The sequence below is a fragment of the Salinicola aestuarinus genome, assembly GCF_003206645.1.
In the GTDB taxonomy this organism is placed as follows: domain Bacteria; phylum Pseudomonadota; class Gammaproteobacteria; order Pseudomonadales; family Halomonadaceae; genus Salinicola; species Salinicola aestuarinus.
Genome location: NZ_PZJP01000001.1, coordinates 247,212 through 258,712 on the forward strand (window position 1 = coordinate 247,212; position 11,501 = coordinate 258,712).

General features: G+C 63.5%; 10 protein-coding genes and 1 pseudogene. 2 read left to right on the forward strand and 9 right to left on the reverse strand.

The genetic code is table 11. From position 1 onward, the window contains the following. Positions 1–112: 112 nt before the first annotated feature. Together DOM41_RS01090 and DOM41_RS17910 are read right to left on the reverse strand one after the other, a co-directional pair. The gene (locus DOM41_RS01090) at positions 113–931 is read right to left on the reverse strand and encodes a LacI family DNA-binding transcriptional regulator (protein WP_280951197.1); all 819 of its coding nucleotides are present in this window, start codon (positions 929–931) and stop codon (positions 113–115) included. A gap of 57 nt (positions 932–988) precedes the next feature. Further along, positions 989–1,120: pseudogene (locus DOM41_RS17910) on the reverse strand (LacI family DNA-binding transcriptional regulator); the annotation flags it as partial. A 405-nt stretch (positions 1,121–1,525) separates the two neighbouring features. Between DOM41_RS17910 and DOM41_RS01095 the strand changes: the two are divergent. Beyond that, positions 1,526–2,485: a 2-hydroxyacid dehydrogenase gene (locus tag DOM41_RS01095; RefSeq protein ID WP_110684997.1), complete on the forward strand. Its 960-nt coding sequence runs from the start codon at positions 1,526–1,528 to the stop codon at positions 2,483–2,485. Positions 2,486–2,727: 242 nt separating this feature from the next. Here the strand turns inward: DOM41_RS01095 and DOM41_RS01100 are convergent, their stop codons facing one another. The 6 genes from DOM41_RS01100 to DOM41_RS01125 all read right to left on the reverse strand — a co-directional run bounded on the left by DOM41_RS01100 (position 2,728) and on the right by DOM41_RS01125 (position 10,085). Continuing rightward, complete coding sequence (locus DOM41_RS01100; protein WP_110684998.1) at positions 2,728–4,305, reverse strand: aldehyde dehydrogenase (NADP(+)); 1,578 nt, start codon at positions 4,303–4,305, stop codon at positions 2,728–2,730. Positions 4,306–4,332: 27 nt separating this feature from the next. Continuing rightward, a complete protein-coding gene (locus DOM41_RS01105; protein ID WP_110684999.1) occupies positions 4,333–5,169 on the reverse strand; it encodes a FadR/GntR family transcriptional regulator in 837 nt (278 codons plus the stop codon). A 75-nt stretch (positions 5,170–5,244) separates the two neighbouring features. Further along, entirely contained in the window at positions 5,245–6,585 is a 1,341-nt protein-coding gene (locus DOM41_RS01110; RefSeq protein ID WP_110685000.1) for an enolase C-terminal domain-like protein, read from the reverse strand. A 139-nt stretch (positions 6,586–6,724) separates the two neighbouring features. After that, positions 6,725–7,642, reverse strand: coding sequence for a 5-dehydro-4-deoxyglucarate dehydratase (kdgD, locus tag DOM41_RS01115; RefSeq protein ID WP_110685001.1), 918 nt, complete (start codon positions 7,640–7,642; stop codon positions 6,725–6,727). A 267-nt stretch (positions 7,643–7,909) separates the two neighbouring features. Further along, positions 7,910–9,211 carry an SLC13 family permease gene (locus DOM41_RS01120; RefSeq protein ID WP_110685002.1) on the reverse strand — a complete coding sequence of 434 codons (1,302 nt, stop codon included), beginning with the start codon at positions 9,209–9,211 and terminating at the stop codon, positions 7,910–7,912. Positions 9,212–9,251: 40 nt separating this feature from the next. Next, the gene (locus DOM41_RS01125; RefSeq protein ID WP_110685003.1) at positions 9,252–10,085 is read right to left on the reverse strand and encodes an amidohydrolase family protein; all 834 of its coding nucleotides are present in this window, start codon (positions 10,083–10,085) and stop codon (positions 9,252–9,254) included. A 166-nt stretch (positions 10,086–10,251) separates the two neighbouring features. On the opposite strand from DOM41_RS01125, the gene DOM41_RS01130 reads away from it, so the two are divergent. Continuing rightward, positions 10,252–10,989 carry a GntR family transcriptional regulator gene (locus tag DOM41_RS01130; protein WP_110685004.1) on the forward strand — a complete coding sequence of 246 codons (738 nt, stop codon included), beginning with the start codon at positions 10,252–10,254 and terminating at the stop codon, positions 10,987–10,989. 41 nt (positions 10,990–11,030) lie between these two features. Here DOM41_RS01130 and DOM41_RS01135 read toward each other — a convergent pair whose 3' ends face one another. Continuing rightward, positions 11,031–11,489: a universal stress protein gene (locus tag DOM41_RS01135; protein ID WP_157956807.1), complete on the reverse strand. Its 459-nt coding sequence runs from the start codon at positions 11,487–11,489 to the stop codon at positions 11,031–11,033. Between the last annotated feature and the right edge of the window lie 12 nt (positions 11,490–11,501).

Here is an 11,501-nt window from a genome sequence, read left to right on the forward strand (position 1 = left end):
TGCGCTCAGAGTCCGACGCGTGTGTGGTGAAGTCATGTCATTGCCTCTTTGTTGGATTTGTTTCATTGATTGAGGTCGAGTCGATGATGATCAGTGGGTGGATTTAGCCACCTCAAGGGGGCGGCGCTACGGACTGCCGCTCGATCAAAGTGACGGGGAGAAGCGTTTCGTTTGAAGGGGGTGCGGGCGTCATTGGCTCCGCGTCGAGTAGCAGCGCCAGCGCATACTTCCCAAGGTCGCGCACTGGCTGGCGTACGGCCGTGACGGGGGGAGCAAATAGATGAAGAGGGCCGACATCGTCGAATCCTACGATGGAGACATCCCGTGGAATCGAGAGCTCGGAGTCACCTAGCGCCTCGTAAAGTCCGATGACCAGCTCATCAGAGGTGGCGAAGATGGCGGTAGGTCGGCCGCGCCCTCGAGAGATAAAAGCGCGCCCGGCTTCCCGGCCAGCTTCGAATGAGTAATCACCGCGGGACCGCTCGATCAGGACATCGTCCGCAGCGACCTCCCTCATGCCGCGCTCGAAGCCTTGATAACGCCGTGCCCCACTGACCATTTGATCGACGCCACCAACGAACAGAACGTGACGATGCCCAGACTCGGCCAGATGTCGACCGGCGAGATACCCACCCTGCTCGTTGTCACAGAAGAGCTTGGGCACGTGAGCCCCCACCACATCTTCATCGACGACAACGCAAGGGCCGGCACTATTGAGCTTCTCTGCGAGCGCGGGATTGGCGACGTGATTGGTCACGAAGATCAAGCCGTCCACATGCCCCTGACGAATAAGGTCAAGGTAGGTAGCTTCACGTTCGGGGCGATTCAGCGTCGCATGCAGTGCGAGTGACAGCCCCCTGCTGTCGGCTTCGGTTTCGACTGCTGCCACGAGCGTCGCGAAAAAAGGCGTGGAGATATCGGGCACGACCAACGCGATCGTATCGGACCGACCGAGACTGAGCCGACGGGCGTGGGGATTGGGTACATACTCGAGACGCTTGATGGCGTCGTCGATGGCCTTCGCGGTGCGTGCCGGTAGCTGCAGCGAGCCGTTCAAATATCGCGATACCGTCGCCTTCGAGACCCCGGCAGCTTTCGCCACGTCATGCAGATTTGCCACTGCCGCTCCCCCGCCAAGAATCTAGTAAACCGATTTACTTAACCTGCCACCTGCTCGATGAGTTGTAAAGAGTCTTATTCGACATTTTTACAACGCATTGATTATTAATTATTAATTCTGCAATAAAACGCCAACTTCCTCAGCGGTCATCCCCATGCAGGTACATCCTAGAACCGCAACAGGGTGTTGATTGGCTGGGCGATGCCGGTGAATTCTCCGAGGCCGGCTTCGTATCGCAACGCAAAGAAACCCACTGACCAGACCGACAGCTATCTACGACTAAGGCATAACGTCCTGTGGGCGCGAGGCCGCCTTTGTACGATGTATGATCTACCATCGCCGATCACCCAACGAGTGGTCGTTTTGGGCGGGCCAACCGCCTCGTTCGCTGACTGGAGTTGCCCCATGAAAGAGACGATCGTTGTCGTGCACGAGCTCTACCCCGAGCTGCTCGACTCGCTGAAACAGTCGTTCGACATCGTGCACTTCACGCGGCTCGCCAACGATGACGACCGCGCCCGCTTTCGCGAAGCGATGAGCCACGCGGTGGCTTTCATCGGGTCCAACGTGCCCTTCGACCGCGCGCTGATCGAGCAGTCGCCGAAGCTCAAGGTCGTGGCAAGCGTTTCCGTCGGCGTCGACAACTACGACGTCGAGACGCTCAAGGCCCACGACATCGTGCTGACCAATACGCCGGAAGTGCTGACCGAAGCGACTGCCGACACCGGCTTTTTGCTGCTGATGATGGCCGCTCGCCGTGCCGGCGAGATGAATCGCATGGTGGTCAACGGCGACTGGAAGGCCTCTCTCGGCCGCGATCAGTTCGGCGTCGATCTCAAGGGCAAGACGCTGGGCATCGTCGGCATGGGGCGCATCGGCCAGGCGGTGGCCAAGCGAGGTCACTTCGGCTTCGACATGCCGATCCTGTTCCAGAACCGCTCGGCCAAGCCGGATGTCGAGCAGTCGCTTGATGCTCGCCAGGTCGAGCTCGAAGTGCTCTTCCGCGAGGCGGATTTCATCTGCGTCACCGTCCCACTCTCCGCCGAGACCGAAGGCCTCGTCGGCCGCGAGCTGCTGTCGCTGACCAAGCCCCAGGCGATCTTCGTCAACATCGCCCGCGGCAAGGTGGTGCGGGAGCAGGAGCTGATCGAGTGCCTGCAGGACGGGACGCTCTACTACGCCGGGCTGGACGTCTTCGAGAAGGAGCCGCTGCCGGCGGATTCGCCGCTGCGCACGCTGGACAACGTCGCCTGCCTGCCGCATATCGGCTCTGCAACGCATGAAACCCGCAACGCCATGTGTGATCTCGCCGCCGAAAACCTGCTGAACGTGATCGCCGGCAAGGCCGCCGTCACGCCGGTCTAGTCAGCAAGAGACGAAACTGGCGCCCCGAACGACGCCGGCATCGCTCTTGGAGCGGTGCCGGCGTTATTGCATCGGGCCGTGGTGTCCAGACACCCTGCCGGCGAGCGTAGCGCCCGAGGCGTAATGCCCCGCTGGGCTCCCCAAGCAGGCGATTCGAGCGTTCAGCGACCACGAAAAAGGCCGCCCCGAGGGGCGGCCTTCGTTTCTCGCGACGCGGCACTCAGCGTCGGTGCGTCCAGCAATCAGCTCTCGCGCTTGCCGTCGACCAGGCGGCTCAGGTCGAGCGGGTTGCTCTCCTTGATCGCTTCCGGCAGCAGGCCGTCCGGTAGGTTCTGATAGGAGACCGGACGCAGGAAGCGATAGATCGCCGCCGTGCCCACGGACGTGGTGCGCGAATCGGACGTCGCCGGGAACGGACCGCCGTGGACCATGGCATCACACACTTCGACGCCGGTCGGCCAGCCGTTGACCAGGATACGCCCCGCTTTGCGCTCGAGCGTCGGCAGCAGCTTGCGGGCGGCTTCGAGGTCGGCGTCGTCCATCTGCAGCGTGATGGTCAGTTGGCCTTCCAGATGCTCGGCAACCTTCTGGAGCTCGGCTTCGTCGGCGCACTCGACCACGAGCGAGGTGGCGCCGAAGACTTCGCCCTGAAGCGCTTCGTCGGCCAGGAAATCCTGTGCGGAGGTTTTGAACAGGCCCGTTTGGCACTGGTTCGGACCCTCGCCCTTCTCGCCGCGGGCGATCTCGGTGGCCTTGCTGCTGCCAGCGAGCGCGCCGACACCGTTTTCGTAGGCGTCGAAGATGCCCGGCGTCAGCATGGTCTGCGCCGCGCTGCCCTTGACCGCTTCACCGGCGGCAGCAACGAACGCGTCCAGTTCCGGCCCCTTGAGCGCGATGACCAGTCCCGGGTTGGTGCAGAACTGTCCAGCGCCCATGTTGAGCGAGCCGACAAATGCCTTGCCCATCTCTTCGCCGCGCGCCTTGAGCGCTGCCGGCAGCGGGAAGACCGGGTTGATCGAGCTCATCTCGGCGTAGAACGGGATCGGCTCGGGGCGCGACTGGGCCGCTTTCCAGAGGGCCAGACCCCCGCTGCGCGAACCGGTGAAACCGGCCGCCTTGACCCGGGAGTCGGTCACCAGAGCGGTACCCACTTCGCGGCCGGAGCCGAACATCAGCGAGAAGACGCCTTCCGGCAGATCGCATTTCTTGACCGCGGACTGGATCGCGCGGCCGACCAGCTCGCTGGTGCCCGGGTGGGCAGCGTGGGCCTTGACGATCACCGGACAGCCGGCCGCCAGCGCGGAGGCGGTGTCACCACCGGCCACGGAGAAGGCCAGCGGGAAGTTGCTGGCACCGAAAACGACGACCGGGCCCAGGCCGATCTGACGCTGACGCAGGTCGACCCGCGGCATCGGCTGACGATCCGGCAGGGCCGGGTCGACGCGCACGTCGAGCCACTCGCCGTCACGCACGACGCGAGCGAACATGCGCAGCTGACCGCAGGTACGGCCGCGCTCGCCCTGGATACGCGCCTGGGGCAGGCCGGACTCGGCAACGGCACGCTCGATGAGATCGTCACCGATCGCTTCGATCTCGTCGGCAACGGTTTCGAGGAACTTGGCACGCGCTTCGAGGGAGGTTTCGCGGTAGGTATCGAAGGCGCTCCACGCCAGTTCGCAGGCACGCTCGACTTCCGCTTGCGTGCCGCCCGCGTAGCTCGGGTCGAGACGCTCGTTGGTGGCCGGATTGATCGCCTGGATCGGATCACGGCTGCCCTTGACGGCCTGCTGGCCGATTAGCATTTCACCTGTCAGATTCATCTTGCCTCCTGCAGTGAGTGAGTCTTCTTACCTGCCTAGTGTAGACCAGGCCTGAGTAGCGCTTGCGCCGTCGCTTCGTGAAGCGTTCGACGTAGTGGCGTCGGCCTCGGCGGCGAGCGCCGAGTACATCGCATGGGGCCGGTCGAAATGCCGGCGCATCGCGGCGAACGCCACCTCGGGGCGTTGTGCCTCGATCGCCTCGAGCACGGCCTCATGTTCCTGCGCGATACGTTCAAGGTAATCCCCAACCGCGATCAAATCCATTTCCCCCTTGAGCAGCTTGGCGCGGGGAATGGCTCCTTCGTTGAGCGGCTCGTAGATCGCCAGGAAACAGGGATTATGGGTCGCTTCTATCACCGCATTATGAAAGCGGTAATCCTCTTCGCGCGCCTGCCGACCGGTCTCGGAGGCACGACGAAACGCGTGATTCGCTGAGCGCAACGCCTCGATATCCGCGGGTGTGCGCCGCTCGGCGGCCAGCGCCGCGGCGCGCGGCTCCAGGCTCGAGCGCAGCTCCAGCACCATCAGGATTTCGGCGGCAGTGGTCGCCCGAATCTGATGGTGCTGGCGCTCACGGGGTGTGAACCGGACGACCCGGGTACCGATCCCGCGCTGGGTCTCGACCAACCCCTGCGAGCGGAGCAGTGCGATCGCCTCGCGCACCACTGTGCGGCTGACCCCAAAGAGATCACACAGGCGCGTTTCCGTCGGCAGCTTCTCGTGGATCGCAATGCGTCCCTCGGCGATGACCGACTCGAGCTGCCGCGCGATCTGGCGCGACAGGCTTTCCTGCGGCGAGATGCGCTGGAACGCGAAGTCGCTCGACAGCAGCGCGGTATCCAGCGGTGCCGGTTCTTGATCCATGTGAGAGATCGCCTCAGACGTCATTCACGACGCCGTTGCCTGATCGGGGTCTCGCCGACGACAGTCACCTTCGACTCAGCGCACTAGCGCCGGCCGCTTGGGATCGAAGGTCCAGCCATCGACGAGATACTGCATGGCGGTGGCATCGTCACGCCCGCCCGCGGGCAACTGCTGGTAAAGCGCGTTGGCGCGTTCGATCGCTTCCATGTCGATCTCGATGCCCAGTCCCGGCGCATCGGTCACGGCGACGTGGCCGTCGACGATCTCCGGCGGGTTGCGGGTCAGGCGCGCGTCGCCCTCCTGCCAGATCCAGTGTGTATCCAGCGCGGTGGTTCGACCCACGGCAGCGGCCCCGACATGCGCGAACATCGCCAGCGAGATATCAAAGTGGTTGTTGGAGTGGGAGCCCCAGGTCATACCGTGATCCTGGCAGAGCTGGGAGACGCGCACGGCACCGGAGAGCGTCCAGAAGTGCGGGTCGGCGAGCGGAATGTCCACCGACCGCAGCATCAGCGCGTGGGCCATTTCGCGCCAGTTGGTGGCGACCATGTTGGTCGCGACCGGCAGCCCCGTTGCATGGCGGAATTCCGCGAGAATCTCTCGCCCGGAGAACCCTTGCTCGGCGCCGCAGGGGTCCTCGGCGTAGGCAATGATGCCGTGGAGATCCTTGCACAGCCGGATCGCCTCCTGCAGCGACCACGCCCCGTTGGGGTCGATCGTGACCCGAGCCTCGGGGAACGCCTGGTGCAGCGCGGTCACCGCCTCGATCTCCTGCTCGCCGGGCAGCGCCCCGCCTTTCAACTTGAAGTCCTTGAAGCCGTAGCGATCATGGGCCGCCTCGGCCAGTTCGACCACGCGCTGGGGCGTCATTGCCGCCTCGTCACGCTGGCGATACCAGTCGTGGCTGGCGCCTTCCGTCCCTCGGCGATAGTCCAGCGGTGTGGCGTGGCCATCACCGATGAAGAACAGATAGCCCAGCACCTCGACGCGGTCGCGCTGCTTGCCATTGCCCAGCAGCTCTGCCACCGGTACGCCGAGAAACTTGCCCATCAGATCGAGCAGCGCCGCTTCCAGTGCCGCCACGGCGTTGATGCGCAGTTCGAAGGTCCAGGAGCCCTTGCCAAAGTCCTCGAAGTCGGCGTTCTGCCCCGCACTCTGGAGTGACGAGATCATCGAGCGCAGCTTGGCGATTGGCTGCCCCACCACCCGTGAGCGTGCCTGCTCCAGCGAGCGCTGAATGGTCTCGCCACCCGGGGCTTCGCCGACGCCGACATGGCCTGCGCTATCCTCGAGCAGCACCAGGTTACGCGTGAAGTACGGGGAATGAGCCCCACCGATATTGAGCAGCATGCTGTCGCGGCCGGCGACGGGAATCACCCGCATCTCGGTGATCGTCGGCGTAGAGGGGGTCGGCATGAAGATATCTCCAAGGCCTCGGCATCCCGGCACGGGATCGTGAACGGGGTGCCGCAAGAGAGTCGGAGCGGCAGAAGGCCGCCGTCGGAGCCGAAAGTGCCCCGTCGCAACCGGCGGGGCACTGGCAGGCGTGAACGCCTTAGAGGGTCTTGGCTTTCTCGACCAGCTTCTCGAGCGTTTCACGCTCCTGAGCGCTGGGCATGCTCAGCGGCGCACGCACGTCGCCGCCGGGATAGCCGACGATGCTGGCACCGGCCTTGATCAGGCTCACCGCGTAGCCCGGCGTGGTGTCGCGAAGCGTGATGAACGGAATGAAGAACTCACGGGTCGCTTTGGCGACGAACTCGCTGTCGCCGGCGCGCAGCGCCTTGTAGAACTTCACCGCCATGGCCGGAACGAAGTTGAAGACCGCCGACGAGTAGGTGCTGACACCGATGGCCAGATACGCCTCGGCGATGATCTCTGCGGTCGGTACGCCACCGACGTAGGCGAGACGATCGCCCAGCGTCTTGATGGTCACGTTGAGGGTCTGCATGTCGCCCTTACCATCCTTCAACCCCACCAGGTTGGGGCAGCGATCGGCCAGCGTCTTGACGCCGTTGACGCCGAGGTAGCCATTGGCACGGTTGTAGTAGATGACGCCGAGATCGGTGGACTCGCAGACGCTGATGGCGTACTCGGCAATGCCCGCCTGGGAGCACTCGGTGAGGTACGGCGGCATCAGCAGGATGCCGTCGGCGCCGGCTTCCGCCGCCGCCTGGCACTGCTGCTTGGCGAGCTCGGCACTCTGGCCGGCACTGGCGATGATCGGCACGTGGCCACCGATGGTGTCGACAGCGATCTTCACGATCTCGCGATACTCGTCGATGGTGATGTTGAAGAACTCGCCTGTGCCGCCGGCGACGAACAGCGCCGAGACCTCGTAATCCTTCAGCCACAGCAGACGTTGGCGATAGCTTTCGGCATCGAACTTGCCGTTCGCGTCGAAATCGGTCACCGGAAAGGAGAGCAGGCCATCAGTGATGGAGGCTTTGAGCGCTTCTCTGGAAAAATTCACCTTGATTCCCTCGTCGTGGATTAGCGAACGCCTGGCAAACAGGCCGAAGGCTCGCCGCCGCAGCCGCTATCGGCGCTGCCCCGGTCGGCCTAAACGATGTCTCGCATGTTGTCATACATCATACCGGAGCGGCTTTTAGACCTTAGCCGCATGTCGATGTCATCCCCCCACTCCGGTTAGCGCCGACACAAAAAAGGCGGCTTCTAGGGAAGCCGCCTCTTTCGACGTCTTTTCGTGTGCGGCGCGTCTATCGCGCCGTGGCGCTGCCTAGAACACGAACGCCAGCAGCAGGTTGAAGATCATTGCCGCGGCAAAGCCGAGTGGCGCGGCGCGGAAGAGCAGTTTCGGCAGCAGCCCGGCGCGTGCCTGGTCATCCGGGCAGGAGCCGAGAATCAGGCTGCCGCCGGAGGAGAACGGCGAGATCGAGGTCGCCTGGGCGCCGACGACGATGGCAATGAAGATGATCATCGGGTCGATGCCGAGCGTCGTCGCAAGCGATGGGACCAGCGGGAACAGCGCCGGCGTCACCACGCCCAGGGTGCTCGCGAACAGCGACATCAACGCGGCGGCGACGCCGAAGGCGACCGGGACGAGAACCGGCGGGATGCTGGTGCCGATCCAGGCGCCGAGCAGATCGATGGTGCCCGCGGCGATCGCGACCTTGATCAGCATGCCGACCCCGCAGATCATGATGATCGTGCCCCACGGCAGCGACGCGATCGCCTTGCGCTCGTCGCCGAGCTTCATCAGCAGCGCGATCACCGAGAAGACGCTGGCAATCAGGGCAATATTGACCTTGGAGTTGATGAAACCCACGGTGGCGTTGTCCGGCAGCATCAGGCTCGCGATCGGCGGCAGCAGGACCGTCGCCATCATGATCAGCGTGAGCGTCAGCGTCTTCTTCTGATTCCCGTCCAGCGGCGTCGGGCGTTCAATATGATCGAGGCTCGCCATCGCCGTACCGCGCCGACGATTGACCAGAATCAGGCCGGATAGCACGACGATCGGCACGATCAGCGTGCTGGCGAAGATACCGAAACTGTTGATGAAGGCGGTATTCTCGGGAATGCCGGAGCTGGTCATCAGCGTACGGAAAATGATGCCGCTCTGACTGGAGACGAAGTTCGCCCCCGACAGTGCACCGTAGTTGACCGCCATGGCGCCGACGATCAGGTTGAGCCCCGAGCGGTTGCAGAGCAGCAGCGTGATCGGCGCCATGAACGCCAGTACCGTGTAGTAGCCGGCGCCCAGCGCGGAGATGACCGTCGCCGCCAGGAAGATCGCGAACGGCATCAGGCTCGGGAATCGCCGACAGCGATACATCAGATGCTCGGCCAGCTTCTCGAGGGTGCCATTGACGATGGCAAAGCTGTAGAACAGACAGACCGAGAAGATGATGAAGAATATCTTCAGCGGCCACATCGCAATCACCTCGGACGGACCCAGTCCAAGGCCGAAACAGCCGATAAGATAAGCGAACGCAATCGCGAACAGACCGATATTGATACGGGTCCGGTAGCCCAGAACGATCGAGACGACGATCGCCCCGATCACGACAAGACTCATCATGCTGACTCTCTCCTTGCGTTAAACGTCTTGCCTGCGCCGGTCATGCCGTGCCGCCGAGTTTGAACAGACGTGCGGGGTTGTCCACCAGCACTCGCTGGCGTTCGGTGGTGTCGGGTAGCAACGTTGCCAGCAGCGCGAACTGCGCCTCGAACGTCGTTTCGTGCTCGAACCGCGTATGCGGCCAGTCGCTGCCCCAGATCAGACTATCGCCGTGACCGTAGGCGTCCTTTAATCGTTCGATCGACGCCCGCGCCTGCGCAGGCGTCGAACGGCTGCGGTAGGTCGCCGAGAGCTTGATCCAGATATCGTCGAAGGCAAGCCTCGATAGAAAGGTGCCGTGAGCGAGGTTTACCGGATCGATCTCACCGCTTGGCAGCCCGAAGTGATCGATGACGACGCTGACGCCGGTCTCCAGGATCGGCGGCAGAATGTGCTCGAGATCGTCCAGGCGTCGCTGGATCTCCACCGACCAGCCGCGTCGGGCCATGTCCGCGAAGAACGACTGCCAGCGTGGGGTGGCGTAGTCTTCGAGCTCTCGGCCGACGAGATTGAGGCGAACCGAAACGATCCCCGCCTGCGCCAGGTCATCGAGGTATTCGGGCTCAATGCTCGGGTCGAGCACGGCAGTTCCGCGAAGCCGCTCCGGATGACGCCGCAGCGCCTCGAGCAGGTAGCGATTGTCCGTGCCTAAGAAGCTAGGCTGAACCAGCATGCCGTGGGAGAGTCCGCCGCGATCCAGATGACCGAGATAGGTATCGACGGTGGCATCATAATTCGGCGCATAACGTCGATCATTGGCGAATGCCAAGGTTTGTTCGAAGATATGGGCATGCGAATCGACGCCAGTGATCGTATGGGTGAGAGTCGAACTCATGAATTCCCCGGGTCGCGTTGAAATCGCGGCGCCGGTAGCGCCGAGCGATCAAGATAAACCTACAGTCATTTATATGAATTTTGGAGTGCTACCTTATCTGCTTTAGCGCCGCTGCGGGGGCGTCTAAGACTAAAGTCGGTACCGGGGCATTACTTTAGGGGACACCATGAAGCGAACGGGACTCAAGATGGATTCGCGACTGCCGCTCTATCAGCGTCTGCGAGACGACATGCTCGCCAAGATCGCCTCCGGCGAATGGTCGCCGGGTGGCGCCATCCCGACGGAGACGGAGCTCACCAAGCACTACGGGGTCGCGGTCGGCACGCTGAGAAAGGCCGTGGATACGTTAGTGCAGGACGGGTTGATGGAGCGCAGCCAGGGCCGCGGCACCTTTATCCGCCGTCCCAACTTCGAAGGGTCGCTCTTTCGGTTCTTTCGTCAGCTGGACGCCCAGGGCGAGCGCCGCATTCCCGAAGGTCGGGTCCTTTCGCGTGAGAGGGTCGTCCCTGCGGAAGACGTGGCGGCGGCATTGGGTCTCGAAACGGACGAGGAGGCGATCCGAGTCGAACGGGTGCGCGAGCTCGAGGGCAGGCGCATCTATCATGAAGAGATCTGGCTGCCGGCTTCACGCTTTGCCGCCCTGATGCACATCGAACCGGCCGACTTCGGCAATCTGCTCTACCCCTTTTACGAGAGCGAATGCGGCCAGCTGATCGGCTCGGCCAATGAGACGCTGACTATCGTCGACGCGTCGTCGGCAACCGCCCAGGCACTGGAAATCGATACCGGCGCGGCCGTGGTACAGGTCGAGCGACTGGCGCTCGGCTACGACGGCACCCCGCTGGAGTATCGACGTTCACGGGGGGATGCGAAGACGTTTCGCTATCAGGTCACGCTCGCCTGATCGCCGGCGACGTCGCAACCGCGACGCCGCCGGCAGGGGCGTTATTCGGCGTCCGTCTGCGGCGCATGAAGCGTGATCACCAGGCAAGGCGCCAGATCCATCACTTTCTTCGACACGCTGCCCACGAACAGGCTCTTGAGATTGCCGAGGCCGCGGCTGCCCATGACGATACACTGGGCATTCAGCTCGCTCGCTTTCTCGGCGATCACGGTTTCCGCCTCGCCATATTCGATGTGATAGTCGATCGCGCCGTCGGCATTCCCGAGGGCCTGCCACGCCTCCTCGAGCAGGCGAAGCCCGCGGGTTTCGTCCGGCTCCTCGGAGGCGGCCATCGGCGGCACCCCCACTATGGCACCGAGATGCTCATCCGCGGGCGGCGGTTCCGGCACGTGCAGTAGATGCACCGCCGCGCCGCTGGCACGCTGCATCAGCGCGGCATGTTCGAGCGCCCGGCGCGCGCTTGGCGAACCATCCATGGGAACCAGTATCGGCTGGGGCATGGCCATCACTCC

What these genes read in the sequence shown, in the direction of transcription:
- DOM41_RS01100 (WP_110684998.1), bottom strand. Translation starts at nt 4,305, where the DNA reads ATGAATCTGACAGGTGAAATGCTAATCGGCCAGCAGGCCGTCAAGGGC.
- DOM41_RS01135 (WP_157956807.1), bottom strand. Translation starts at nt 11,489, where the DNA reads ATGCCCCAGCCGATACTGGTTCCCATGGATGGTTCGCCAAGCGCGCGC.
- DOM41_RS01125 (WP_110685003.1), bottom strand. Translation starts at nt 10,085, where the DNA reads ATGAGTTCGACTCTCACCCATACGATCACTGGCGTCGATTCGCATGCC.
- DOM41_RS01110 (WP_110685000.1), bottom strand. Translation starts at nt 6,585, where the DNA reads ATGCCGACCCCCTCTACGCCGACGATCACCGAGATGCGGGTGATTCCC.
- DOM41_RS01095 (WP_110684997.1), top strand. Translation starts at nt 1,526, where the DNA reads ATGAAAGAGACGATCGTTGTCGTGCACGAGCTCTACCCCGAGCTGCTC.
- DOM41_RS01130 (WP_110685004.1), top strand. Translation starts at nt 10,252, where the DNA reads ATGAAGCGAACGGGACTCAAGATGGATTCGCGACTGCCGCTCTATCAG.
- DOM41_RS01120 (WP_110685002.1), bottom strand. Translation starts at nt 9,211, where the DNA reads ATGATGAGTCTTGTCGTGATCGGGGCGATCGTCGTCTCGATCGTTCTG.
- DOM41_RS01105 (WP_110684999.1), bottom strand. Translation starts at nt 5,169, where the DNA reads ATGGATCAAGAACCGGCACCGCTGGATACCGCGCTGCTGTCGAGCGAC.